This is a genomic window from Flexivirga caeni (genome assembly GCF_003724155.1).
GTDB lineage: Bacteria > Actinomycetota > Actinomycetes > Actinomycetales > Dermatophilaceae > Flexivirga > Flexivirga caeni.
Genome location: NZ_RJJQ01000001.1, coordinates 281,583 through 304,400 on the forward strand (window position 1 = coordinate 281,583; position 22,818 = coordinate 304,400).

Annotated in this window: 29 protein-coding genes; 15 read left to right on the plus strand and 14 right to left on the minus strand. The window is 66.6% G+C overall.

The window, feature by feature from the left end:
• Window positions 1-9: 9 nt before the first annotated feature.
• From EFY87_RS01400 to EFY87_RS01415, 4 genes are all read right to left on the minus strand, one after another.
• Window positions 10-642: a nucleotide exchange factor GrpE gene (locus EFY87_RS01400; RefSeq protein WP_123269508.1), complete on the minus strand. Its 633-nt coding sequence runs from the start codon at window positions 640-642 to the stop codon at window positions 10-12.
• Window positions 639-2,525 carry a molecular chaperone DnaK gene (gene dnaK / locus EFY87_RS01405; protein WP_123269509.1) on the minus strand — a complete coding sequence of 629 codons (1,887 nt, stop codon included), beginning with the start codon at window positions 2,523-2,525 and terminating at the stop codon, window positions 639-641. The genes EFY87_RS01400 and dnaK overlap by 4 nt, the downstream gene beginning before the upstream one ends.
• A 254-nt stretch (window positions 2,526-2,779) precedes the next feature.
• Window positions 2,780-3,280 (minus strand): GNAT family N-acetyltransferase, encoded by a 501-nt coding sequence (locus tag EFY87_RS01410; protein ID WP_158607460.1) that lies wholly within the window; start codon window positions 3,278-3,280, stop codon window positions 2,780-2,782.
• Between the two features lie 250 nt (window positions 3,281-3,530).
• Entirely contained in the window at window positions 3,531-4,109 is a 579-nt protein-coding gene (locus EFY87_RS01415) for an NUDIX hydrolase (RefSeq protein ID WP_181445419.1), read from the minus strand.
• 50 nt (window positions 4,110-4,159) lie between these two features.
• Between EFY87_RS01415 and EFY87_RS01420 the strand changes: the two genes are divergently transcribed.
• The 3 genes from EFY87_RS01420 to EFY87_RS19960 all read left to right on the plus strand — a co-directional run bounded on the left by EFY87_RS01420 (window position 4,160) and on the right by EFY87_RS19960 (window position 6,501).
• A complete protein-coding gene (locus EFY87_RS01420) occupies window positions 4,160-5,161 on the plus strand; it encodes an isochorismatase family protein (RefSeq protein ID WP_123269511.1) in 1,002 nt (333 codons plus the stop codon).
• 103 nt (window positions 5,162-5,264) lie between these two features.
• The gene (locus tag EFY87_RS01425) at window positions 5,265-6,098 is read left to right on the plus strand and encodes a protein phosphatase 2C domain-containing protein (protein ID WP_123269512.1); all 834 of its coding nucleotides are present in this window, start codon (window positions 5,265-5,267) and stop codon (window positions 6,096-6,098) included.
• Window positions 6,099-6,231: 133 nt separating this feature from the next.
• Window positions 6,232-6,501, plus strand: coding sequence for a hypothetical protein (locus tag EFY87_RS19960; RefSeq protein WP_148043202.1), 270 nt, complete (start codon window positions 6,232-6,234; stop codon window positions 6,499-6,501).
• A gap of 61 nt (window positions 6,502-6,562) precedes the next feature.
• On the opposite strand, the gene EFY87_RS01435 is transcribed toward EFY87_RS19960, so the two are convergent.
• Window positions 6,563-7,009: a GNAT family N-acetyltransferase gene (locus tag EFY87_RS01435; RefSeq protein ID WP_123269514.1), complete on the minus strand. Its 447-nt coding sequence runs from the start codon at window positions 7,007-7,009 to the stop codon at window positions 6,563-6,565.
• Between the two features lie 225 nt (window positions 7,010-7,234).
• On the opposite strand from EFY87_RS01435, the gene EFY87_RS01440 reads away from it, so the two are divergent.
• Window positions 7,235-7,780 carry a GrpB family protein gene (locus tag EFY87_RS01440; protein WP_158607461.1) on the plus strand — a complete coding sequence of 182 codons (546 nt, stop codon included), beginning with the start codon at window positions 7,235-7,237 and terminating at the stop codon, window positions 7,778-7,780.
• 207 nt (window positions 7,781-7,987) lie between these two features.
• Here the strand turns inward: EFY87_RS01440 and EFY87_RS01445 are convergent, their stop codons facing one another.
• Window positions 7,988-8,578, minus strand: coding sequence for a class I SAM-dependent methyltransferase (locus tag EFY87_RS01445; RefSeq protein ID WP_123269516.1), 591 nt, complete (start codon window positions 8,576-8,578; stop codon window positions 7,988-7,990).
• Between the two features lie 52 nt (window positions 8,579-8,630).
• On the opposite strand from EFY87_RS01445, the gene EFY87_RS01450 reads away from it, so the two are divergent.
• The 3 genes from EFY87_RS01450 (at window position 8,631) to EFY87_RS01460 (ending at window position 11,621) form a co-directional block, all read left to right on the plus strand.
• Complete coding sequence (locus EFY87_RS01450; protein WP_123269517.1) at window positions 8,631-9,248, plus strand: TetR/AcrR family transcriptional regulator; 618 nt, start codon at window positions 8,631-8,633, stop codon at window positions 9,246-9,248.
• Complete coding sequence (locus EFY87_RS01455; protein WP_123269518.1) at window positions 9,245-9,784, plus strand: hypothetical protein; 540 nt, start codon at window positions 9,245-9,247, stop codon at window positions 9,782-9,784. The genes EFY87_RS01450 and EFY87_RS01455 overlap by 4 nt, the downstream gene beginning before the upstream one ends.
• 118 nt (window positions 9,785-9,902) lie before the next feature.
• Window positions 9,903-11,621, plus strand: a complete 1,719-nt coding sequence (locus EFY87_RS01460) for a GTP-binding protein (RefSeq protein ID WP_281276140.1) — start codon at window positions 9,903-9,905, stop codon at window positions 11,619-11,621.
• 362 nt (window positions 11,622-11,983) lie between these two features.
• Here the strand turns inward: EFY87_RS01460 and EFY87_RS01470 are convergent, their stop codons facing one another.
• The 5 genes from EFY87_RS01470 to EFY87_RS01490 form a co-directional block, all read right to left on the minus strand.
• The gene (locus tag EFY87_RS01470; protein ID WP_123269520.1) at window positions 11,984-12,187 is read right to left on the minus strand and encodes a FitA-like ribbon-helix-helix domain-containing protein; all 204 of its coding nucleotides are present in this window, start codon (window positions 12,185-12,187) and stop codon (window positions 11,984-11,986) included.
• A gap of 210 nt (window positions 12,188-12,397) precedes the next feature.
• A complete protein-coding gene (locus EFY87_RS01475; RefSeq protein WP_123269521.1) occupies window positions 12,398-12,841 on the minus strand; it encodes an HIT family protein in 444 nt (147 codons plus the stop codon).
• A 187-nt stretch (window positions 12,842-13,028) separates the two neighbouring features.
• Window positions 13,029-13,373: a hypothetical protein gene (locus tag EFY87_RS01480; protein ID WP_148043203.1), complete on the minus strand. Its 345-nt coding sequence runs from the start codon at window positions 13,371-13,373 to the stop codon at window positions 13,029-13,031.
• Window positions 13,366-13,602, minus strand: a complete 237-nt coding sequence (locus tag EFY87_RS01485; protein WP_123269523.1) for a hypothetical protein — start codon at window positions 13,600-13,602, stop codon at window positions 13,366-13,368. The genes EFY87_RS01480 and EFY87_RS01485 overlap by 8 nt, the downstream gene beginning before the upstream one ends.
• A gap of 40 nt (window positions 13,603-13,642) precedes the next feature.
• A complete protein-coding gene (locus EFY87_RS01490) occupies window positions 13,643-15,337 on the minus strand; it encodes an amidase (protein ID WP_123269524.1) in 1,695 nt (564 codons plus the stop codon).
• 116 nt (window positions 15,338-15,453) lie between these two features.
• Between EFY87_RS01490 and EFY87_RS01495 the strand changes: the two genes are divergently transcribed.
• The gene (locus EFY87_RS01495; RefSeq protein WP_123269525.1) at window positions 15,454-16,035 is read left to right on the plus strand and encodes a nitroreductase family protein; all 582 of its coding nucleotides are present in this window, start codon (window positions 15,454-15,456) and stop codon (window positions 16,033-16,035) included.
• A gap of 50 nt (window positions 16,036-16,085) precedes the next feature.
• Here EFY87_RS01495 and EFY87_RS01500 read toward each other — a convergent pair whose 3' ends face one another.
• A complete protein-coding gene (locus EFY87_RS01500) occupies window positions 16,086-16,517 on the minus strand; it encodes a histidine phosphatase family protein (RefSeq protein WP_148043204.1) in 432 nt (143 codons plus the stop codon).
• Between the two features lie 171 nt (window positions 16,518-16,688).
• Between EFY87_RS01500 and EFY87_RS01505 the strand changes: the two genes are divergently transcribed.
• Complete coding sequence (locus EFY87_RS01505; RefSeq protein WP_123269527.1) at window positions 16,689-17,156, plus strand: hypothetical protein; 468 nt, start codon at window positions 16,689-16,691, stop codon at window positions 17,154-17,156.
• A gap of 107 nt (window positions 17,157-17,263) precedes the next feature.
• Here EFY87_RS01505 and EFY87_RS01510 read toward each other — a convergent pair whose 3' ends face one another.
• Window positions 17,264-18,517 carry an MFS transporter gene (locus tag EFY87_RS01510; protein WP_123269855.1) on the minus strand — a complete coding sequence of 418 codons (1,254 nt, stop codon included), beginning with the start codon at window positions 18,515-18,517 and terminating at the stop codon, window positions 17,264-17,266.
• 104 nt (window positions 18,518-18,621) lie between these two features.
• Window positions 18,622-19,083: a phage tail protein gene (locus EFY87_RS01515; RefSeq protein WP_123269528.1), complete on the minus strand. Its 462-nt coding sequence runs from the start codon at window positions 19,081-19,083 to the stop codon at window positions 18,622-18,624.
• A 151-nt stretch (window positions 19,084-19,234) separates the two neighbouring features.
• On the opposite strand from EFY87_RS01515, the gene EFY87_RS01520 reads away from it, so the two are divergent.
• The 6 genes from EFY87_RS01520 to EFY87_RS01545 all read left to right on the plus strand — a co-directional run bounded on the left by EFY87_RS01520 (window position 19,235) and on the right by EFY87_RS01545 (window position 22,818).
• Window positions 19,235-19,591: a YciI family protein gene (locus EFY87_RS01520; protein WP_123269856.1), complete on the plus strand. Its 357-nt coding sequence runs from the start codon at window positions 19,235-19,237 to the stop codon at window positions 19,589-19,591.
• Window positions 19,592-19,671: 80 nt separating this feature from the next.
• On the plus strand, window positions 19,672-20,175 hold the full coding sequence (locus EFY87_RS01525) for an NUDIX hydrolase (protein WP_123269529.1): 504 nt from the start codon (window positions 19,672-19,674) through the stop codon (window positions 20,173-20,175).
• Between the two features lie 4 nt (window positions 20,176-20,179).
• On the plus strand, window positions 20,180-20,626 hold the full coding sequence (locus EFY87_RS01530; protein WP_123269530.1) for an AAA family ATPase: 447 nt from the start codon (window positions 20,180-20,182) through the stop codon (window positions 20,624-20,626).
• An 83-nt stretch (window positions 20,627-20,709) separates the two neighbouring features.
• The gene (locus EFY87_RS01535; RefSeq protein ID WP_123269531.1) at window positions 20,710-21,831 is read left to right on the plus strand and encodes a 13E12 repeat family protein; all 1,122 of its coding nucleotides are present in this window, start codon (window positions 20,710-20,712) and stop codon (window positions 21,829-21,831) included.
• The gene (locus tag EFY87_RS01540; protein WP_123269532.1) at window positions 21,828-22,301 is read left to right on the plus strand and encodes an HNH endonuclease signature motif containing protein; all 474 of its coding nucleotides are present in this window, start codon (window positions 21,828-21,830) and stop codon (window positions 22,299-22,301) included. Before EFY87_RS01535 ends, EFY87_RS01540 begins: the two co-directional genes overlap by 4 nt.
• A gap of 106 nt (window positions 22,302-22,407) precedes the next feature.
• Complete coding sequence (locus EFY87_RS01545; RefSeq protein ID WP_123269533.1) at window positions 22,408-22,818, plus strand: YciI family protein; 411 nt, start codon at window positions 22,408-22,410, stop codon at window positions 22,816-22,818.

Below are 22,818 nucleotides of genomic sequence, written 5' to 3' on the forward strand. Positions count from 1 at the left end.
CGGGCTGCATCAGGACGGGTCCGCGACCGCGACTCGTGCGGGACGGACGATGCGGTCGCCCAGCCGGTAGCCCGGCTGCATGACCTGCACGATGGTGGTGCCTTCCGAACCTTCCGGCACCTCGGCCTCGATGTGCATCAGGGCCTCGTGGTGGATCGGGTCGAACGGCTCACCGACGGCGCCGAACTCGGTCAGCCCCTGCTTCGCGAGCGTGCTCTGCAGCTTGTCGGCGATCTTCTCGAAGGGGGTTCCTTCCAGATCGCCGTGCTCGCGCGCCAGGTAGATGTCGTCGAGCACCGGCAGGAGCGACTCGAGAACGCGCGCGGTGGTGGCGTCCTTCTGTGCCGCCCGATCGCGCTCGACGCGCTTCTTGTAGTTGACGTATTCGGCCTGCACCCGTTGCAGATCGGCGAGCCGCTCCGCGGCGAGCACCGTGTCGGGGTGCTCCCCCGCTTCGGTCTCGGCCACGGGCTCGGCGGGTGCCGGGGCCGCGTCGGCCGGCTTGTCGGACGCCGCGCGGACTTCACCGTTCTCGTCGATGCGGCGCTTGTCGCGGATGATCGGGCCGGTGGTCTCTTCGTCCTCCGGCCGCCGGCCGGGCTCCGAGGAGCCCGGCTGCGTACCTTCGTGGGAAGACGTCACTTGCTGTCACCCTCGTCGTCGACGACCTCGGCGTCGACCACGTCGTCATCGCTGGAGGACGACTCCGACGCACCCGCGTCGGCGGGCTGCTCGGCGCCGGCGGAAGCGCTCGCACCGGCCTGCTGCTCTGCGGCATACAGGGCGGCGCCCATCTTCTGCGAGGCGTCGTTGACCTTGGTGGTCTTGGCCGAAATGTCCTCGGCAGAGGTGTTTTCGTCCTTCAGCGCGTCCTTGAGCTCGCTGACGGCCGCTTCGACCTCGGACTTGTCGGAAGCCGGCACCTTGTCGCCGTTGTCGGCGAGGAACTTCTCGGTCGAGTAGACGAGCTGCTCCGCGGTGTTGCGGGCCTCGGTCTCCTCGCGCCGCTTCTTGTCCTCGGCCGCGTGCTCCTCGGCGTCCTTGACCATGCGGTCGATGTCTTCCTTCGGCAGCGCCGAGCCGCCGGAGATGGTCATCGACTGCTCCTTGTTGGTGCCGCGGTCCTTAGCGGACACGTGCACGATGCCATTGGCGTCGATGTCGAAGGTGACCTCGATCTGCGGCACGCCACGCGGAGCGGGTGCGATGCCGGACAGCTCGAAGTTGCCGAGCGGCTTGTTGTCCTTGGCGAGCTCACGCTCACCCTGGAAGACCTGGATCTCCACCGACGGCTGGTTGTCCTCGGCGGTCGAGAAAACCTCGGACCGCTTGGTCGGGATCGCAGTGTTGCGCTCGATCAGCTTGGTGAACAGACCACCCTTGGTCTCGATGCCGAGACTGAGCGGGGTGACGTCGATGAGCAGCACGTCCTTGCGCTCACCCTTCAGCACCCCGGCCTGCAGCGCAGCACCCACCGCGACGACCTCGTCCGGGTTGACGCCCTTGTTGGGCTCCTTGCCGGTGAGGTCGTGCACGACCTGGGTCACTGCCGGCATACGGGTCGAACCGCCAACCAGGACAACGTGATCGATGTCCTTGACGGTGACGCCTGCGTCCTTCATGACCTGCTCGAACGGGCCCTTGGTGCGTGCCAGGAGGTCCTTGGTGAGGTCCTCGAACATGGCGCGGGTGATGGTCTCGTCCAGGTGGATCGGGCCGTTCTCGCCCATCGAGAGGTACTGCAGGCTGACGTTGGTCGACGTCGCGCCGGAGAGTTCCTTCTTGGCCTGCTCGGCGGCGTCCTGCAGACGCTGCATGGCGATCTTGTCCTTGGACAGGTCGACGCCGGTCTGGTTCTTCACCTGCTGGACGAGGTGGTTGACGATGCGCTGATCCCAGTCGTCACCACCGAGCTTGTTGTCGCCGCTGGTGGCCTTGACCTGGATGGTCGAGAAGCCGTCGTCGGGGTCCTTGCCGACTTCGAGCAGGGACACGTCGAAGGTGCCGCCACCGAGGTCGAAGACCAGGATGAGCTCGTCTTCCTTGCCCTTGTCGAGGCCGTAGGCGAGCGCCGCGGCGGTCGGCTCGTTGATGATGCGCAGCACGTTGAGGCCGGCGATCTCACCGGCCTCCTTGGTGGCCTGGCGCTCGGCGTCGTCAAAGTATGCCGGGACGGTGATGACCGCGTCGGTCACCGGCTCGCCGAGGTAGGACTCCGCGTCCCGCTTCAGCTTCTGCAGGATGCGCGCCGAGATCTCCTGCGGCGTGTAGTCCTTGCCGTCGACTTCCTTCTTCCAGTCGGTGCCCATGTGGCGCTTGACCGAGCGGACGGTGCGGTCGACGTTGGTGACCGCCTGGCGCTTGGCGATGTCGCCGGCCAGCACGTCACCGTTCTTGGCGAAGGCGACGACGGACGGTGTGGTCCGCCCGCCCTCGGCGTTGGCGATGATTTCGGGGTCGTTGCCCTCCAGGACCGCGACCGCGGAGTTGGTGGTGCCGAGGTCGATGCCTACCGCACGTCCCATGTTCGTTTCTCCCTTGGTTGTGGGTTCGTATGTCGTGTCACGCCGGACACAGAGCAGCTTCGCCGTTGTCTGCGAAGTTGACTGCCTCCGACTCAACTCCGGCGCCGCGGCCATGTCAAACCGGCGGCTCCAAAGTTGCGCTTACTAGACTCAACTTTAAGGTAGGTCGAATGATTCCCGGTTGCGGGGAGAATTTTCGGCGGGCGCTGCTGCTGGCCGCACGATCGCCCGGGCCGAGCGAGGCGGGTCCAGTCTCAAGGACGTGACCAGCAGACTTCTCCCTCTTCGACTCGAAGCCTGCTGAAGCCGGCTCGGGCTACAACAGACTCCGAAGCGCTGTTGCTCGGGTCAATCCGAGCGTAGATGTGTCGAAATCCGGCGTGTAGTGCAGCGTCACTGAGCGCGACCAGCGCCGCAGTTGCCCATCCACGACCACGGTGACGGGGATGGATGAGGAACGACACATCACTGGCGACCTCCGACGTGGCGATGTTGTGCAGGTATGCGGACCCCAGGACGGTGTCGGCGTCGGGCAGAGTCACCGCGTAGTGGAATGCGGTCCCCGCAGCGCGAGACCCAGCCGCTCGAAGCACGAACTCGGTCGCGCGGTTCGCGTCATACGGCTGGGGAACGTCGATGTACTGCATGGACACCGGATCGCGATAGATCTCCGTCAGTGCCGTGACGTCCTGTGCGCACCACGGGCGCAAGATCACGGTGCTGGCAACGATCACGGGCTCGGGCTCGATCCGCACGATTGGACCGTACCAAGGCAGTTGACAATTCAGGCTCACCTGACGCCCCCACGGCCTTGATCACCAGCCAGGTGCGGCGACGATCCTGCGCACGTGGCTCACGGTGTGACTGCCCGGCGCCGTCCAACCTTCGATCCAGCGATCAAGCCGATGGAGAGGCACGCGATGGTCCTGCTCGGCGGACGCGGTTGAATACTGCCAGCCACATCTCGACTCGATGGAACTACGCGTGCCAGCCGCCCTGCGCGCCCTACCAGCCGTTCGCGGTCAGCGCACTGATAGCACGAGGCAAGTGAGGTTCGCGGCGCATTGGATCAAGAGCGTCGAGTTCTGTTTCCGTCCACCAGCGCACTGCAGCGAACTCGCGCTCATCGGGCCGCAGCGGTTCGTGAATCTCGCCGACGATGGCGTACCACAAGGTGACATCGACGTGCCGAGATTCGGGTGCGCCGACGGTCTCGGTAACAGTCAGAAAGAACGGCTGCTCGTGGTGGGCGGGGTGAAAGTGCGCGTCGATACCAAGTTCCTCACGCGTTTCCCGACGGACAGTCTCAGCCGGGTGCTCGCCAGGCTCGACATGCCCACCTGTTGGGAGCCAGAGCCCAGCCAGCCGGTGGTCACACAACAGCACCTGGCGGGCGTCGGGGTCGCCCAGGAGGAAATACGAAACCAAGTGCGGCGACGGAGTCTTGGGTTTGGCTCGTCGGAACACGTCTGCTGTTGAGCTCAACCAGTCAAGCGCCCATTGCTTGTGTCCCGCCGCCAGTTCATCTCGCGTCTCCATCGCGCGGATGGTCTGAGCAACGCTGGCCACGACCGCTTCGTACATGCACGGGATGGTGCCACAGCGGACAGACACGCATAGTTAGCCTGTCACGCATGTGTGCGCCGCCTCAGGCCACCGCACTGATTGTGGTGGACATGCAAGCGGGATTCGTCGACGGCGACTGCGCATTGCCGCAGATGCCAACAGTGGTGCCTGCGGTGCGGCAGCAACTGGAGTCAGCTCGAACAGCCGGGGCACTGGTGATCTTCCTGCAGAACGATGGATCGGCTGGTGCCATCGACGAACCCGAGACACCGGGCTGGGAACTGGTCCTCGACCTCAGAGCTGATGACGTACTCGTGCGCAAGCAGCACGACAGCGGCTTCGCTGGCACCGACTTGGCAGCGATCCTGAAACGAAATCGGGTTGAGACGATCTCGATCTGTGGGGTGATGTCCGAGATGTGCGTCGCCGCTGCGGCACGGGATGCGATGGAGCGCGGCTTCACCGTCGTGCTGGCGCACGACAGTCACGGAACCTACCCCGTGCCGGCATATGCGGATGGCGAGCGCGCGGTCAGCGCCATTGATGCCGCACGAGCTGCTGAATGGTCGCTCGGGGATGGCATCCACATTCCACCCCGCGCGGTCGATGTGCAGTTCGGCGCTGTTCTTCGACGCCAACGTGTAGCGGCCCTGATCCAGCGTGACGGGCTCCTCCTCGTCGTCCGTCACCGTGCGCGGGGGCGATCGGGCCGCCATGACGGTGAGCTCTACCTAACACCGCCGGGTGGCAGTGTGGAGCCGTCGGAGGCTCTTATCGACGCATTGACCAGAGAGGTGAAGGAGGAGGTCAATCTCGTTGTGTCAGCCGCAGAGTTCGTGACCTGCATCGAACACACCGGCGGCAGCACGACACTCTTCGAGACCTCCGTCGAGGCAGGCGATCCAGTGCTGGGAGTCGACCCAGAACTGGAGTGTGACTGTCCCGTCCTGGTTGGCCTGGACTGGATCCCCGCTCCGCCGACTGAGTCCTGGAGTGGTCCAGTTGGTCTCTCCCAACTCAGTATCAGTGTCTCTGCGCAAACAACGACGGGACCGCAGGCGGCAGAGTGAGTGATCTGGCGAGCCACCCGGACGCCATACGAGGCCACCGTTGCGAGGCTGTGACCACGATCGGCAGTTCCGGTGCCACCATGCGCGGCGGTAGGTTGACGCGGTGCGCCCCACGGTCACCTCGGTAGCTCAACCTGGCCACGCCAATGAGGACGCTGTCGCCCTCGGACCTGGCGTGGTGGTGCTGATTGATGGCGCCGGGCTTCCGGCGAGGCTGCGCAGCGGGTGCACCCACACGGTCCGGTGGTATGCCCGCACGTTGGCCGACGCCTACCGAGACGCTCTCGGCCGCGCCGACGTCGACATTCGCACCGCCTTTGCGCGGGCTCTGAGTTTGGTTGCGGCAAGCCATGGACCAGGCTGCGACCTGGACCGCGGGTCGCCGAGCGGCACTGTCGCCGCCTGGCGGATCGGCGCCGAGCAGGTCGAGTACCTCGTGCTTGGCGACGCGTCCGTCATTCTCAGCGACCCCGCCGGCGGCGTCAGCGAAGTCACTGATGACCGGCTCGCAACCGTCACTGCACCAATCATCGCCAGCCACCTGAGAGATCGAGCCGCACGGGGACTGACAACCACACCTGATGACCTGCGTGAGGCGCGTCGGGCCGCGGTGGAACTGACCCGCAACACGTCGGGCGGATTCTGGTGCTGCCACCACGACCCGGCGGCGGCCGACCATGCGATCGTGGGAACGCTTTGTCGCACTGACGTGGCTTCTCTCGTCGCCGCTTCCGATGGCGCCACCCGCGGGTATCAGCTGCTCGGGATCCACACGGTGCAGGACGTCGCGCGCCTCGCCGCCAATGGCGACGGCGACGAGGTGATCGCCGAGATCCGGGCTGAGGAAGAACGAACCGACCGGCTCACCGATCAGGGGATGAAGAAGGACGACGACGCCACCCTCGTCGCAGCTGTCGTCACAGCTCTCAGCAGCTGATACCGCCGGATATTCCGCCTTCAAGAAGCCAGAGGCAGTCGCCGGGTCGCGGCCGGAGCGAGCTCATTCAGGATGCTGCACAGATGCGCGCCGACCAACAAGCTGGTCGGCTGGCAGGTCGTAAACTGACTGCATGGGCCTGACGCTGGCGGAAGTGCTCGACGCGGCTCGCGCACTGTCACGTTCGGAACGGGCTACGGTCGCCCAGGAACTCATCGCCACGCTTGCGACCACTGACGATGTCGATGAAGCCCGTCATACCCAGCTGAAGGACGCCGTTGATTTCGGGCTTGACCAGATCGAACGCGGAGAGGGCATCCGCGTGCCGGCAGGGGAATTGCGCGACTACCTCCACGGGTTGGGCCGCGAGGCGACTGAGCGAGTCACGCGACGACCAGCGTGACATTTGACATTGATCTTGCCCCGGCTGCTCGTGCCGACATCGTTGACGTGCTGGCGTGGACCTATGGCTCGGTGATGTTCAGCGTGTAGTAGCGCGTGGCTCCGGATGCGTGATGCAACTGAAATCCTGCCGCCTCGTACAGCCGTATGGCGTCGGGCTGGCGATCGCTCGTGTCGAGGCGGATCAGCGTGCAGCCATCCCGGCGGGCCGTTGCGACGGCAACTGCGAGAAGCCGCCGGCCGAGCCCGCAGCCGCGCTGCTCGGGCCGCAGGTACATCCGCTTGAGCGTGGTCACCCTGTTGTCTGGCGGGGTGAGAGCGACTGAACCGACGACGGCACCGCCGAGACGGACCACCCATACGTGCCCGTAGTAGGCGGTCGGGTCTTCGAGGTCCGCGTCAAGCTCCGGGTCGAAGCCGAAGCCGAACTCAGCATGGACGTCGTTGACCAGCTCGGCGAATCCGCGCCGGTCCTGCTCGGTGTAGACCGTCACGGTCGGCTCGCTCACATCTGCATCGTGGCATCCGGGACAGCCACCTCACCGGCGGCAGCCCACCGGCTTTCCCACAACGAGAAGGTGGAGGGTGCCGAAGCCCGGATGGCTTCGGCCCGGCGCACCTTCGCGGATGCCCTCCACGACCGGCAACCTGGTCGCCGGGCGCGTTCCGGATGACCGCTCCACCAAGTGCAGCGGTCAGCGATGCTCTGGCCGTCCGCACATATTCTCGGGTTCGTGGAGGACCGATCGACATACCCAGCCGCGGGAATCATTGCCTACGACCCCGCGTGGACCACTCGGTATGACGAAGTCGCCGCGCAGCTTGCTGAAGCCACGGGTGGGTGGCACGCCGAACACATCGGGTCGACCTCCGTGCCCGGGCTTGCTGCCAAGCCCGTCATCGACATCGCGGTATGCGTCCCGCAGGGCCGTCACGCACATGACCGAACCGCGGAACTCCTCGCCGCCGGCTGGACTAAACCAGCCAGCATCGGGTCCCACGACTGCTGCTTCCTCCTCGTCGACGATGTCCGCACCGCGATCGCGCACTTCTTTCCCGAGGCGCACTGGGACACGGCCCATCAACGATTGTTCGCCCAGTGGTTGCGCGAGCATCCATCTGATCGAGACGTGTACGCAGCACTCAAAATCAGGCTGCACCAGGACCGCACGTGGGGACGTGCGTACACCCGTGGCAAGACCGCCTTCATCCAGCGGATCGTCGACAAGGCCCGAGCGCAACACGACCTGCCACCGATCCCGATCTGGGACAAGGACTGATGACCGAAACCTGCTCAGCAGCGCGGTCCAACTATGCGAGACCGCCGGGTCTCGAAGCTGCTGTGCGGCATAGTTATTCGGGGAGCTGAGCCGAGGCGAGGACACGGTGCACCTTCCCGTGGAACGCCGACCACCCGCGTCCCTCGCGAATCAGATCTTCAATAGCAGGGTCGGGCGAATCAATCTCGGCCGCGCGTCGATAGATGATCAGTTGACGCTCCAGCCAGGCAGGTCGTCCTGCAACGACGTCGACGCGCAATCCTGCGGACTCCAACAGGGCGCGCACGCTTCGCGGGAAGCGGGTCGCCGCATCGTCATACCCCTCCCACGTGGTGAAGACGAAGCGGCCCCAAGCCGCAGCACTCGTGCCGCTTCCGCGACGAGCGCACGGGGATCCTCGACCAACTGCAGCACGTCGATGCTGACCACGGCATCCGCGCTGCCGGACGGTAGCCCGGCCGCCGCAACGTCGCACACGAGGAAGTCGGCAGCGACATTCGCGAAGGACGTTCTCCTACTCCGGGCGTCGGCTATGGCCACTGTCGAGGAGTCCACCCCGATCAACCGCGCACCACTCTGCGCAGCCAGCCACAAACCCGGTCCGCCCCGTCCACACCCCAGGTCGACCAGCGTGTCCCCGGGTCGCAACTGCAGCATCCGGCCGACTTCGCGCATCCCCGACAGGGGAACGAAGGAGAAGGGCGCAATCTCCGGCGGCATACCCCCGCCGAAAAGCGCCGCGTGAGAGTCACTGCGCCGCCACCGGAGGTAGCCCTCGTCAAAGTTGCTATCGATCACGGACCCACCTTTCCTTCTTGCCACAGATATTTACCAGTTGGAAAATAACTGTATGACGACACCGCGGCGCCGGCGCACTCCGGAACAGGCACGCTCCGAGATCCTGCGCGCGGCAACCCAATTGATCGCTCGCGACGGGCCGGACGGGACCAGTTTGCGCCGCATCGCGCAGGTTGCGGACGTCACCCACGCGCTGATCGTGCACTACTTCGGCAGCTACGCCCACCTGGTGGAGGAGGTCCTGATCGCCGCCAACCAGCGATATCGCGAACAGCTGCGTGACCGGATGCGTGCCGATCACGGCATTCCCTACGCGGAGGGGGTGACCGCCGTGCTGTTCGAGCTGCTGGCCGACGAGCAGTATCTGCGGCTGTGGGCATGGACGATGCTGCATGCCGGCCCGGACCTGGCTCCGTCCGGCCTGGCGGGTTTCGTCGACACCCTCGAGGAAGGAATCCGGATCGTGTTGCCCGGCACCACTCCCGACCGGGCCCGGATCGAACAAGTAGTGCTGCTCGCCCTCGCCAGTTCGTACGGCTTCGCGCTGGGCCACCGGAGCTGGCTCACCGGACTCGGGCACGACCCGGACAACCCGGCGCAACTCGAGGAATTCCGCCATTCGGTGGCGCGAATTCTCGCGTGGTATCTCGAAGCCAGCGACGACTCATGACAGCGGCGGTGCACACAGCGGGGGCATCTCAGGGGCCGGGCGCCGTCCCGCTGCTGATCGGGCTGGCGGTGATCGTGCTGCTCATCGCACGCCGGACCCGAGGCACGCGGCTGACCGCGCACCGGCTCTTCGTGCTCCCGGTGATCGTGACGGTGTTCGGGCTCGCTGTCCTCCTCCCCGGGCTGAACCCGGGTCACTTGCGAACCGTCGACTACGCCGTGCTGACGCTGGACGTGCTGCTCTCGTTGCTGCTCGGCGTGGCGCGGGGCGCTTCGGTGCTGATCTACCCGTATGACGGCACGACCTGGTTTCGCTACCCGTCGCTCACTGTCGCGCTCTGGGTGGTTTCCCTCGTCGCACGAGTTGCACTCGGCGTGGCCGGACGGCACGAGGGCGCCACGCCGGTCGTCACCACTGACGCGGTGTTGTTCATGCTCGGCCTGTCGCTGCTCACGCAGAACGTCGTCGTGTGGGTGCGGCGCGGACAGGTCCGCCATACAGGTAATTCACCAGCCGAGAAGCCGGCCGGCCCGTAGACTGCAGGGCGTTCAGGTCCACTGCGAGCAGGAAGGGGGAGGGTCATGCGGCGATTTGTCGTGCCTTCGCATCCGATGACATCGCACCCAAAGGACCTGACCCCTGAAGACTCTGAACCTGGGCATTCTGGCTCACGTCGACGCCGGTAAGACCAGTCTCACCGAGCGTCTGTTGTATGACGCCGGAGCCGTCGACCATCTCGGCCGTGTCGATTCCGGTGACACCAGCACCGACACGCTCGCCCAAGAACGCCGCCGCGGGATCACGATCAAGACCGCCGTGGCGACCTTCACCATCAACGACCTCGTGGTCAATCTCATTGATACGCCGGGTCACCCGGACTTCATCGCCGAAGTCGAGCGTGCCTTGCGGGTGCTCGACGGAGCTATCCTCGTCGTCTCCGCGGTTGAGGGAGTTCAACCACAGACCCGGGTGATCCTGCGCGTGCTGCGCCGCATGAAAGTGCCGACCCTGGTCTTCGTCAACAAGACCGACCGGCCCGGTGCGGACCCTGACCATGTCGCGGCGCAGATCCCCGACGCGATCCCGATGTGGCGCGACGTCCGCGAGGCCATCGCCGAACACGACGATGACGCTCTTGCGGCATTCGTCGGCGGTCAACCGATCCCGGACGACGTGTTGCCACGCCTGGTAGCGAACGGCCTTCTGCTGCCTGTGTTCCGGGGCTCTGCGGTGACTGGCGACGGCGTGTCCGACCTGACGAATGCGCTCGCAACGATGCTGCCTGCCGCGAGCGGCGATCCGGATGCGGACCTCGATGCGGTCGTGTTCTCCATCGACCACGATCGCGCTGCGTGGGTGCGAGTCCGCCAGGGCACGATGCAGGTCCGGGACCGGATCGGCGACGAGCGGATCACGGCGATCGATGGCGCGGATGCGATCCGTGCGGGCGGCATCGGCCGCATCCACGGCGTGCGGGCGGCGCGCATCGGTGATGTGCTCGGACAAGGTGTTCGCATGCCTGCGGTCTTCCCGCCACCGACGCTGACGGCCACGGTCGAACCGGTAGACCCGCAACGACGCTCCGCGCTCGCCGTCGCGCTGCGCGCCCTCGCCGACCAAGATCCACTGATCGACGTCCGCCTCGACAAGCACACCCAGCAGCTGTCGGTCTCGCTCTATGGGCAAGTGCAGCAAGAGGTCCTCGGCGACACCCTGCGGGAGGACTTCGGCATCGACACACTCTTCGGAGAGGCGACAACGCCCCTGCGCGAACAGATCGCGGGTCCGGCCGCCGCCGGGGCCGTCATCGGCGAAGCCGACAACCCGTGGATGGCGACGCTGGAACTGAGGATCGCGCCTGCGGCGGAGACCTCAGTACGGCTCGCCGTGCCCGTCGAAAACCTGCCACTGTATGTCTACGGCTCTACCGAGACCTTCCGCGGCGCGATGGAGAGCTACGTGCGCGAGGCTTTCGCGGCCGGCGGGCCACGCGGGTGGGAGGTCGTCGACGCCGCTGTCGTCGTCACCCGTTGCGGTTACGCATCACCGATATCCGGCGCACGCGACTTCCGGCATCTGACTGCCGAACTCCTCGGCCGGGCGATCGCCGGCGCGGGAACTGTTCTGTGCGAGCCCGAACAACGAATCGTCGTTGAAGGACCTGCTCGCGCGGCCACCGCGCTGCTCAGCGCACTGCCCGGTCTCGGCGCGCAGATCACCGACTGCATCGTCAATGAGGTCAGCTGCACGGTGACGGGGCTCTTGCCGGCCGCACGGGTGACGGAGCTGGAACGTGCGCTCCCCGGCCTGACCCACGGTGAAGGCACGCTCGACGCCGAATTCGCAGGCTGGCGAACGCTGCCCGACGGATAGCCGGTGGTCGCACTCGCGGCGCGACCGGACGCCACTATCGCAGGCGCGGTCTCAGCGCATCTGCCATGGGTTGACCACCTGGATGCCCACCGACTCGAAGTCACCCGTGTTCCGGGTGGCCAGGTTGCGTTCCTGGATGAACAAATCGCGGAGATCTGCGCATCTGCCGCAGCGATGGCGCGCCCCGCCGCTGCCGCGATCTGCTCACGCCTACGGCCCGCAGACAGACGGGCGATGCCGAAACCCCCTCCGCGACAGTGGTAGCCGTCGTGTGCAGCGGCCCGGCAGCACTGCCCAGGCAAGGACCGCCACATCAGGGTCGTCGCGCATCATCTCCGACACGATGTTGGTATCGAAGAGAATCACGACGACAGTAGATCGGCGGCACGAGGCATCTCCCGTCGAGTTGGGATCTCCAACTCGACCCCGCCTATCGCGCCGAATCTTTCCCGGATGGCTTCCGCAAGATTCGGGCGCTCGTTGTCGTCAGCCGTCACAACATCGGTCAGGATCGTTCGGACCTCGGCTTCCATGGGTCGTCCGTGTGTCGCCGCCCGCAGCTTCAGCTGACGGGCAACACCTTGTCAAGATCTCGCACGCTGATCGCCAACGCAGGGGCAGTTGTGACCAGCAGGTATGGCGGATAGTCTTCCGCGATCTCGACCGAACCATCCGCCCAGGTGAAGAGCAGCCAATCGCCAATCTACTTGCGCAGGAAGAGATTTCGGAACGGCTCTACGCGAACCGCCACCTATCCGTCAACGAGGTCGTCGTGCTCATCGAGTGTCGATGGTCCGCAGGGTCGTCACAAGCTCAGCCGCCGCCGCGGAGTCGACGCGGCGGGCGCCGTCCCAGTCATCGACGTGCATCCACGAGATCTCCCTCGGCGTCCCTGGCCACCGGGGAATGAGATGCACGTGCAAGTGGTCAACCCCATGACCGACACGAACCACGTACACGTGCTCGGCTCCGGCGGCTTCCAAAGCACGCGACCAGCGAGCAATCGCGACGCCGACGGCTCCGGCCTCAGCGTCCGTCAAGTCGCTGAACCCCGGCACATGCCGATGAGAGACGACGAACAAATACCCGGAGAAGACCTCGGTTGCGGGCGCAACGATCGGGCAGTGGAACACCGACACCCGGTCGTCCTCTTCAAGATGACCACCCGGCACCCGGATCTGCCCGTTGACCTCGTCACACACCAGGCACGATTCGCTCATCACTCGAGCGTGGCACAACTCAGCCCGATAAGTATGTCGAAGGCGGGTCGTCGTCCGGCATCGCGGTACTGCGTTGCGCGGCGTCCCAAAGCGTCACGACATACGACTCCGCCTGGAAGGTGAGAGAGCCGGGGACGCCGTCTTCCGGGGGAAGGGATTCGTGGCCGTTCTCCCAGGCGAAGGCTCTTCAGGATATTTCGGCATCGCTCACGTGCAAGCTGGCGGTGAGCGCCCCGCAACCCAGGTCGCCGCAGTCTGCGCAGATATACAGCGCGGTGCGGCCAGCGCTCAGCCCCTCGGTCGGGCGCTGGCCGAGCAGTTCGTCGGCTGACTCGCTCGCGCTGCGCAGCCGCCACTCTCGACTGAACGCCGTGACGAATCCCTCCGACACCCGCATGCGCTCCCGCAGACTCGTGCCGTCCACCACGAAGTCGAGGTAGTGCACCTCGCGGTGTCTTGCTCGTGGCGCACCAAGAGCTTTCACGCTGCAGACCGCAGGCTCCAGCTGCAGCGTTGCCTGACCTTTACTCATGCTGCAGGGGGGACGAACCGTTCGTGGCGTTGTGCTTCGGCCTTCCGACCCAGGCGAGTGCTGGCGACGGCCCGCTCAGTGAGCCCGGACCTGGATTGACCACGATCGAACCGGCAGCAGCCTGAACACGCCGCAGCGCCGCCATATCCGGGACGACCACGCCGGGCATCGGCACCGTGTGCTGGTGAGCCGGCATGCACGTGACCGGGATTGCCGCTGCATCTCCCATGAGCCCTCCTCCATGGTCACGCCTCACCATACCGAAGTGGCTACGCCAGCCGCGGGGTCCTCGGCGGGGCGATCCGACGCGGCCCGAGCGCCTCGAAAGCGACCGCGAGTTGCAGAAGCGCCGTGTCGTCATACGCACGACCGGCGAAGGTCAGCCCGACCGGCATACCGATGTCCACCATGACGCCGAGCGGCGCCGTGACGGTCGGTATGCCGAGGTGCCGGATCGCCAGGTTGCCGTTGGCGACCCAGGTGCCGTTGCGCCACGCGAGGTCGGCGGACGCCTCGTTGACGTCCGCGTCGGCCGGTCCGACATCCGCGACCGCTGGGAAGACGACAGCGTCCAAGCGCTGCGCGTCCATCCACTCCTCCAGGTCGACGCGGCGGGTGCGTTCCAACCCGGCCAACCCGTCGGCAAGCGTGGCCATGTCGTCCAGGGTTGCGTCCGGGTGCGCCCGCACCCAGTCGGGGTAGGCGGTGATGTCGTCCGGAAATCCGGTGTAGCGATCCAGCACGCCTTCGGGCGCCGGGAAGATCGTCGCGCCGTCGACAGAGGCGAGGGACGGCAGCGCCGGGTCGCCGTTCGCGGCCAGGAAGTCCTCCCAGGCCCACGCCGACAGGTCCTCGATCTCCTGCGCCAGGAACGCCGGCGCCACGAAGCCTCGGGTGCCGATGGTGGGCGCGCCGGCCCGGTCGCCCTCGTAGTTCGACACGACCGGGAAGTCGACGTCCACCACCTCGGCACCGGCCGCGGTCAGGTCGGCGCGCGCCTGCTCCCACAGCACGATCACCGACTCCCGGGTCTCGATGCGCTCACCGGTCGGCCCGCCAATGGTCGTTCCGGTGCCAGCGTCCGGGTCGGCGTTGACGTACATCCGCGGTATGCCGAGGCGTCTGCCGGCAAGCGAAACACCTTCTCGCAGAGCGACATACGACGTCGGCCGCACGGAGGACGCCGCCGGGATCGGCACCCACGGCTGCACCCGCCAGAAGTCGCCGCGTGTGTCGGCGTCGTCCGCGACCACGACGTCGAGCACCTCCAGGAGATCGGCCATCGTGCGTGCGTGCGGCACGACGACGTCCATCGTCGGCACCAGCGGCCAGTTGCCGCGGACCGAGATCACGCCGCGCGACGGGGTGTAGGCACACAGACCGTTGTTCGACGCCGGGCCGCGACCACTGGACCAGGTCTCCTCACCAAGACCGAAGGCGGCGAAACTCGCCGCGGTCGCCGTACCCGATCCGTTGGACGACCCGGACGCGAACGGAGCCGTCAGGTAGTCGGCGTTGTAGGGGCTCTCCGCCCGGCCATAGACGCCGCGCTGCATGCCGCCGTTCGCCATCGGCGGCATGTTCGTCAGCCCGAGACAGATCGCACCGCCGGCCCGCAGCCGCTCAATGGTGAACGCGTCGCGCTGCGCGACCAGGCCCGCGAACGCCGGGCTGCCGGCCGCGGCGGTCAGGCCCTTGACCAGGTAGCTGTCCTTCGCGGTGAACGGGATCCCGTCCAGCGGCCCGAGGGTCTCACCTGCCGCCCGTCGGCGGTCGGACGCGGCAGCCTCGTCCCTGGCTTCGGGATTGGGTACGACGAGGGCGTTCAGTGCGGTGCTGGTCTCCAGCCCGTCATACGCGTCGATCCGCGCGAGGTAGGCGTCGACCAACTCAACAGCAGTCGTCTCACCGGACTCGAGTGCCGCGCGCAATTCGGCGATGGAGCGTTCGACGACATCGATCACTGCGGGTCTCCTGGCGGTCGTGGGTTCCGGCTTCGCCAGAGTCTCTCACCGAGTGCTCCGTCCGGTCTCGCGTATGCCCATCGCGCGGTATGACGCGCGCCCGGCATACTCGGCGGATGGCGACGTGCGAGATTCCGGCCGTTCCCGAAGTGCACCCGGCGCTCCGGCGCAGGTTCAGCCCAGTGCGGTTCGACCCGGACGCGATCGTCACCGCCGCGCAACTCGACACCTTGCTGCAAGCCGCAGGGAACGCCCCATCGGCCGGCAACTCCCAACCGTGGAGTTTCATCGTCGGAAGACGTGGGGACGAAGTACACGACCGGATCGTCCAGTACCTGGCGCGCAGTTCAACTGCGTGGGCTCCGGGCGCTTCGCTGCTGGTCGTGAACCTCGCGCACGTCCGCGTCGAGGACACAGACAACTGGGAGTACTCGGAATTCGCCCGGTACGACCTCGGGCAAGCCGTCGCGCACATGACCATCCAGGGGCTCGTTCTCGGGCTGGACGCACATCAGTTCCGCGCGTTCGACCGGGACGCAGTGGCGGCCGAGTTCGACGTGCCCGGGCACTGGGAGGTCACCTCGATGACGGCGTTCGGGGTTGCCGCGCACGCTCCTGGGGAGATCGCATCGCCGGGCACCAGCCGCGAGCGCGCGGAGATCGACGAGATCACCTGGGCGAGGGCGGGCGGCAGCTGACCGCGCAGGAACGCCAAGTCCCACCTCGCCAACTCCCCGGGCCGGCTCGCTCACCGCAACGGCAGGTCGACCGAGACGATATCCGGGAACGCCAGCGCTTCCCAGAACAGGGCCGCGGACTCGCCTTCATCGAGGATCCCGACGGAGACGAGCCAGGCCGTCAGGATCATGCCGTGCGATGCGACAACCACGTTCTGCGAATTGCTGGGGATGCGAACGACGGCGTCAAAGCGTGCAGCCGCATCGGTCGGCGTCTCCCATCCCTCGTGCCTGGAGTCGAGTTGTCCCGAGACCCATGCTCGTCGGCATGGTCGGACATCGCCGCCCAACGGTTCCACGGGGCGCCGAACCTCGTTGAGTCTCCGATCGACATCGAATGAGTCGTCCACGGCGAGCCGCAGGGTCTCCTGAGCTTTGCGCTCTGCCGAGGCAATGCAGCACGAGCCGGTGGGTAGTCGTCCCCGCAGCTTGCCCGCCGCCATCCGGCCCTCGCCCGAGAGGCGCCATTCGTGCGGCTCCGACACTGGGTCCAGTTCCGGCATCGCGTGGCGCACAGCGAAGACTCGGCCCATGGGATGCGACGATACCGATCGTCGCGACATCCGTCGGCGTCGCCAAGAACGCGGCATACTCGGCAGATGAAGCGTGGGTGAGTGCTGCTCGGGGCGGTGCTACCGGTCATCGCCATACCGATCGGCGGACTCTGGTTGTGGGGCAGGCCGCGTGCGGAGGTGTCGTTGCCGACATACCCAGCCTCGCCCGCGGACGTCGTCAAGCTCTACGTGCGCGCGATGGACGTCCGTGACTTCGACGCGTGCCGACGAATGGGAATCGCCGATCGGACCACGGTCGGCGCGAACTGGATGAGCCTGCACGCACCCAATGTCACGAACCTCCGAATCGATCGAGTCCACTCGATCGTGCCCGGAGCGCGGGCTGCGAAGGAGCAGTACAACTCGCAGTTGCGTGGCTGGGAGCAGACAGTTGCCGTCGACACGACCGCGACCTTGAACAACTTCAACGGCTTTCAGGCAAGTCGGCCTGGCGAACCGTGGTCCTACGAGCTGGTGCGCCACGACGACTCCTCGCCGGGGCTGATCTTCGACCAGGGCCAGGGCTGAGCCACTTCGACCGCACCGAGTGGACAGTCGTTGCGGTGAGGGGTCGACTCTCACGACAACTGCTGTCCACTCGGCGTCGCTCGCCACGAAGTGGGCGGAACCCGAAGCTACCCCGACCCCACCGGCACCGACTCCACCAGCGACTCACTCGGCTGCCGCTGGCGCCAGGGCAGCAGGGCGGCGCTGGCGATGATGAGCACGGAGGCGAGCCCGATCGACAGGCGGATGCCGGACAGGGCCGCGACGAGGCCACCGAGCGCGACCATCAGCGGCTGCGCCACCTTGGAGCTGATCGACCACGCGGTGTTGACCCTCGCCTGCAGGCCATCGGGCGTGACCGTCATCCGATAGGTGCCGAACGTGGGGTTGAACATGCCGGCGAAGAACAGCAGCGTCGTCTCGGCGAGGGTGACGACGATCAACCCGGCCCAGCCGCGCGGTGCGACTGCCAGTAGACAGACCGGCAGGCAGCGGGCCGTGCCGGTGACGAGCATCAGCCGGAAACCACTCGAGCTGCGGATTCGTCGCTTGGCGACCAGTGCGCCGACCAAGCCACCACAGCCCTGTATGCCGAGGGAGAGCCCGTACTGCCACGGCGCGAGGTGTAGCTCCCGCAGCATGAAAACCGTCAGCAGCGGGGAGATCCACATGATGCCGCCGCCGAAGAGCAACGCGTTCAGGAACAGCGAGCGCAACACTCGGTGCCGCCAGATGTACGCCCAGCCCGCGCCGATCTCCGCGGCCCGGCCACGCTGCGACGACTGTGCCGGCGGCGAAGGTTCGGTGCTGCGCAGGCTGCGGACGAACGCGGCCGAGAAGAGGAAGCTGACGGCGTCCAGCAGCACCGTGGACACCGCGCCGAACGCCGAGATCAGCACACCGCCGATCGGTGGTCCGGCGGTGGTCGCCGTCCACGAGGTCGCTTCCAGATCGGCATTCGCCTCACCGCGGGCGGATGCCGGAAGCAGCGACTTGAGGTGCGCGGTGGACGCAGCCCCGAACACCATCGCGCCACCGACCTGGATGACGCCGACGACGCACAACTGGACGAACGTCAGCCAGCCGAGCACTGCGGCCGCGGGCACCGTCGCCAGCGCCGCGAAGCGCACGAGGTCGGCCCCCATCATCACCGGCCGCTTGCGGCGAAACTCGATCCACGGGCCGAGGGGCAGCACCAGCGCCGCCGCAGTCAGGCCGGAGAACGCAGCGATCACGGACACCTGCCACACCGGAGCATGCAGCACCAGCGCCGCGACAATCGCCAGCTCGCCACTGCCGATCGCGCTCCCGAGCTGGCTGATCGCATAACCGGACCACAGCCGGCGGAAGTCCCCACGCCACCAACCCGGCTCCGTCGTCACCTGCAGCAACCTAGACCCGAGTGGGGACAGGCCTCGCCATACCGGCTGGTCAGCGCCGGTCAACCGACAGCGTTGTCCTCCAGCATGGAAACCCAACCGTGCGATCAGTGCTCACGCTTGATGACGAAGAATGACCCGCGGATGGTGCCGGCCAGCTTCGACTTCTGCCGTACGAACTTGAAGGCGCCGAGTTCCTCGGGGACTTCCATCCCGTCCGAGAGCTTCAGCCCGACCGCACGCTTGCCGACGTCGGCGAGCGTGTACATCACGTTGATCGACAGGCCGCTCTCGTAGAACACGTAAGCCATCCGGATGCCGTTGACCTCGAATTCCGTTGCCTCCAAAGGCGGTGACGCGATCACGATGTCGCGTTCCTCCTTGAGGATGCCGCTCACCCAATCGACGGTTGCCTTGGCGTCGGCAGCGGGCTCAACGGTGAAGACGTGGTCGTACTTGTTCTTGAAATAGCGCGCCTCGTTGGCCCGCAGGCCGGCGAGTGCGTCGGCGACGGACGACGACTCGAGCCCCACGGTCGAGACGTCGGCGAAGTCAACTGCATGGGACATGGCGGCGCTGCGCGGGTCGGAAGGGTTCGGTCTGACCGGCCACACGCTACCGATCTCGCCTTCTGCCATCCGAAAGTGTCCGATCGCGGCATGCTCGTTCGTGGAATCAATGAGCGGCCAGTGGTGGCCGCCGGATGATGAAGGAGTCGCAATGCCCAACTATCTGATCGCGTTCAACGACGAGTGGGTGCCCGACCAGACACCCGAGCAACTGCGTGCCAAGGGCGCGGCCTCGCGGGCGGTCCTGGAGGAGATGAAGGATGCGGGCGTCTTCCTGTATTCCGACGGCGGGATCGACGCATCGACCGCGATCTGCAGCGTCGTGAACGACGGCGGGCAGCCGGTCTTCTCCGACGGCCCGTATGTCGAAACCAAAGAGCACCTGGGCGGATTCGCGGCCATCACGGCCCCCGACGACGAGGCGGCACGTTACTGGGCGGGCCGGCTCGCGACGTGTCTCGACTGGCCGCAGGAGGTTCACCGCTTCCCGTCCGCGTGGACGAGGTGATCGAACGACAGACCGAGACGAGCGCCTGACGCGGATGGCTGTCCCTCGGCCGGACCGCTGATCCGGCATACGCTGGTCGTATGGCGAACCGTCGCTACGCGAGTGTTGTTGCGTTCGAGGCAGATTCCGTTGCTCTGGTGCGGGAGTCGTATCCGGCATGGGGTGGGAGCTTCTGGAGCGTTCCGAGCGGCGGCGTCGAGGAGGACGAGACGCCCGCGGAAGGCGCCGCGCGGGAGCTGGCTGAGGAGACGGGGCTGACGGTCGATCCCGCGCACTTGGTGCTGGTCTCGACCAGTCGCAACCGGCTCGACGACGCGATGTCGGAGGCCTGGAACTACGTCGGGCGCGCCGGCGCGCGGACGTTGCAGGCCGACGACCCGGACGGAATCATCGAAGCCACAGCGTGGTTCACACGCGACGCAGCGATCCAGGAGTTGACACAACTCCCCTACGCGCCGTTGCGCGAGCCGGCGCTCGCGTTGCTGTCGGCTCCGGACTCCTTGCGGTCGCGGTCGGTCGCAGTCGTCCATTGGGAATTCGAGAACGGGTCGCTGGTCGGCTCCACGACACGTTCGCCGAGCTGACCACATGACTCGCGTGCTGATCACCGGGATGTCCGGGGCCGGCAAGTCGACCCTGCTGGCCGAGCTGGCGCGACGCGGATTCGTCACTGTCGACACGGATTACGACGGCTGGGAATTACCGGACGCGACCTGGGACGCTCCACGAATGACGGTACTCCTCGCCGATCACGAAACCCTGGCCGTGTCCGGCACCGTCCGCAACCAGGGTGACTTCTACGACCGGTTCGAGCGTGTGGTGCTGCTGAGTGCACCGGTCGAGGTGCTGCTGGCCCGGGTCGCCATACGCACGAACAATCCGTATGGCCGCACTGCCGCGCAGCGTGCGGAGATCACTGGGTACGTCGACTCGGTGGAACCTTTGCTGCGTGCGACAGCCACCGATGAGCTGGATGGAACGTGTCCGGTGACGTACTTGGCAGACACCGTGGAACGGATGCTTCTCGGTCACTAATCACGCTGATTTCGCTGAGAGTGAAAATAATTGATGCCTCTCGGATCTTCCATTCTCCATCAGACAAATGTACTATTGGTGGCATGAGGAATCCGGTGCTCCCGACCGCGCAGGAACTTTCCGGCGCGAGCAGCGGCGACCTGCTGGAAGCCGCGCTCGAGCTGGTCACCCTGGCTTTCGACAGCGCGCGCACCGACGCCGACCCGCTGACGAAAGACCAACTGCTGGAGCAGGTTGCGACGACCCAGCAGATCGCCAACTCGGCGCTCGCGGCACAGTCGGTGCGCATCGCCCAGGCCGCCAGCCACGAGACGGTCTTCGACCCGGCGATCGCGGACACGAAGACGGTCCGGCACCACCTCGGTTTCGCCGAGGAATGGATCGACACCGAGATCGCGCGACTCCTCGGGCTCGGGCCGCGGCAGGCCGGCGCGCGCATTCAGCACGCACTGGATGCAGTCACCCGAGCACCTCGCTTGCTCACGGCCGCCGGCACGGGCCGGCTCGACCCTGCGAAGGTCGGAGTGGTGACCGACCTGCTCGCCGGCACCAGCGCCCACACCGGCCGGTCGGTCGAACGCGAACTGCTCGCCCAAGACATCGCCGGCCTCACGACGACACAGCTGCGCCGTCGCATCCCGCGGCCGGTCGCCTCAGTCGAGCCCGCGTCCGTCAGGCCCGCCGCGACGAAGCGCCGCCGGGAGCAGGTCGGTGTGTTCGCGCGACCGCACCACGAGCCAGGACTCGCCGAACTCGTCGCGGTCCTCCCCACCGCCGACGTCACCAAGGCCATGCGCGCCGTCGACGACCTCGCCCGCCAGTTGCACGAAGACACGACCACCGACAAGCACTCGCGGAGTGCCGGGCCGACGCCTTCATCGACCTGCTGCTGCAGAACGCCAGCATCGACACCACTGTCGTGTTCCAGCTGCCCGTGCAACCACTTGCTGGCGACGGAAAATGCTCGGAGGCAACGCATCTCGGAAACAACGCGTCATCCACCGACTCAGTCGACGACGAACTCAACGCCCTGCTCGACCAACTCCTCGGCGCCCGTCCCGTCGGTGAGCGAGGAGACGATCCGCCGTGGGCAGACGACGGGCCACCGGACGAGCTCGACGAACTGTATGACGGTGCGATCGACTGGGACCAGCTGCTCGACGACGCCCGCGCTCAACTGCCCACGTCGCCGCCCGGCAGGGTGACTGTCGCGACCGCACCGGCGCCACCCGTCACGCTCATCCAGTCCGGCGACCTCGGATTGGGCGACGTAGTCGTGCCCGGAGTCGGCGTCATACCCGCCGCCGAGATCGCTCTACTGAGCCGCGCCGTCGGCACCCGAGTCACTCGTGCACTGGTCGACCCGGCAGCCGGCACCGTGCTGGAAACCATGACCCACAGCTACCGGCCGACCGCAGCGATCCGGCGCCTCGTGGTCACCCGGGACCAGCATTGCCGCTTCCCCGGCTGCACGATGCCGGCCGTCCGCTGCGACCTCGACCACGTCATCGCCTGGCCGGGCGGCATCACGGCAGCCATCAATCTGCACTGCTTGTGCCGTCACCACCACCGCGCCAAGCACGAGTCCGGCTGGGTGGTCACCATGACCGTCGATGGTGTCTGCACCTGGACCAGCCCGTCCGGACGACTCTACGTCACCAGGCCGGGAGACTGAGCCAGCGGCAGAAATCTCTTTGCCGATCAATGTCGAGTTCGCGCCGACAGCTTCGTCCCCCGGATATCAGCGACCAGAATGGGTCGCAGCGACGAAGGGAACGATCATGGCGAAGTACCTGCTGCTGAAGCACTACCGCGGCGCTCCGGCCGCGACGAACAACGTCCCGATGGACCAGTGGACCCCGGCGGAGGTCGATGCACACATGAAATACATGGACGACTTCGCAGCCGGGTTGCAACGCACCGGCGAATTCGTCCACGCCGACGCGCTTTCCGACCGCGGCATGTGGGTCAGGTATGACGGCGAGGGCCGGCCACCGGTGACCGACGGGCCCTTTGCGGAGACCAAGGATCTCATTGCCGGCTGGATGATCATCGACGTCGACTCCGAGGAACGCGCGATCCAGCTGGCCGGCGAGCTCTCCGCGGCGCCCGCCTCAGGCGGGAAACCGAACGGTGAGTGGCTCGAGGTACGGCCATTCCTCACCTGGGACCGCGAGACGACGGCCGACTGA

Bases quoted from the DNA above. Each gene is read 5' to 3' on its own strand.
- EFY87_RS01485 (WP_123269523.1), bottom strand. From the start codon at position 13,602: ATGGGAGATGCAGCGGCAATCCCGGTCACGTGCATGCCGGCTCACCAG.
- EFY87_RS01525 (WP_123269529.1), top strand. From the start codon at position 19,672: ATGGCGAACCGTCGCTACGCGAGTGTTGTTGCGTTCGAGGCAGATTCC.
- EFY87_RS01535 (WP_123269531.1), top strand. From the start codon at position 20,710: ATGAGGAATCCGGTGCTCCCGACCGCGCAGGAACTTTCCGGCGCGAGC.
- EFY87_RS01455 (WP_123269518.1), top strand. From the start codon at position 9,245: ATGACAGCGGCGGTGCACACAGCGGGGGCATCTCAGGGGCCGGGCGCC.
- EFY87_RS01545 (WP_123269533.1), top strand. From the start codon at position 22,408: ATGGCGAAGTACCTGCTGCTGAAGCACTACCGCGGCGCTCCGGCCGCG.
- dnaK (WP_123269509.1), bottom strand. From the start codon at position 2,525: ATGGGACGTGCGGTAGGCATCGACCTCGGCACCACCAACTCCGCGGTC.
- EFY87_RS01500 (WP_148043204.1), bottom strand. From the start codon at position 16,517: ATGGCGGCGGGCAAGCTGCGGGGACGACTACCCACCGGCTCGTGCTGC.
- EFY87_RS19960 (WP_148043202.1), top strand. From the start codon at position 6,232: ATGGGCCTGACGCTGGCGGAAGTGCTCGACGCGGCTCGCGCACTGTCA.
- EFY87_RS01415 (WP_181445419.1), bottom strand. From the start codon at position 4,109: ATGTACGAAGCGGTCGTGGCCAGCGTTGCTCAGACCATCCGCGCGATG.
- EFY87_RS01520 (WP_123269856.1), top strand. From the start codon at position 19,235: ATGCCCAACTATCTGATCGCGTTCAACGACGAGTGGGTGCCCGACCAG.
- EFY87_RS01420 (WP_123269511.1), top strand. From the start codon at position 4,160: ATGTGTGCGCCGCCTCAGGCCACCGCACTGATTGTGGTGGACATGCAA.
- EFY87_RS01515 (WP_123269528.1), bottom strand. From the start codon at position 19,083: ATGTCCCATGCAGTTGACTTCGCCGACGTCTCGACCGTGGGGCTCGAG.
- EFY87_RS01450 (WP_123269517.1), top strand. From the start codon at position 8,631: ATGACGACACCGCGGCGCCGGCGCACTCCGGAACAGGCACGCTCCGAG.
- EFY87_RS01480 (WP_148043203.1), bottom strand. From the start codon at position 13,373: ATGAGTAAAGGTCAGGCAACGCTGCAGCTGGAGCCTGCGGTCTGCAGC.
- EFY87_RS01530 (WP_123269530.1), top strand. From the start codon at position 20,180: ATGACTCGCGTGCTGATCACCGGGATGTCCGGGGCCGGCAAGTCGACC.
- EFY87_RS01475 (WP_123269521.1), bottom strand. From the start codon at position 12,841: ATGAGCGAATCGTGCCTGGTGTGTGACGAGGTCAACGGGCAGATCCGG.
- EFY87_RS01495 (WP_123269525.1), top strand. From the start codon at position 15,454: ATGGCGACGTGCGAGATTCCGGCCGTTCCCGAAGTGCACCCGGCGCTC.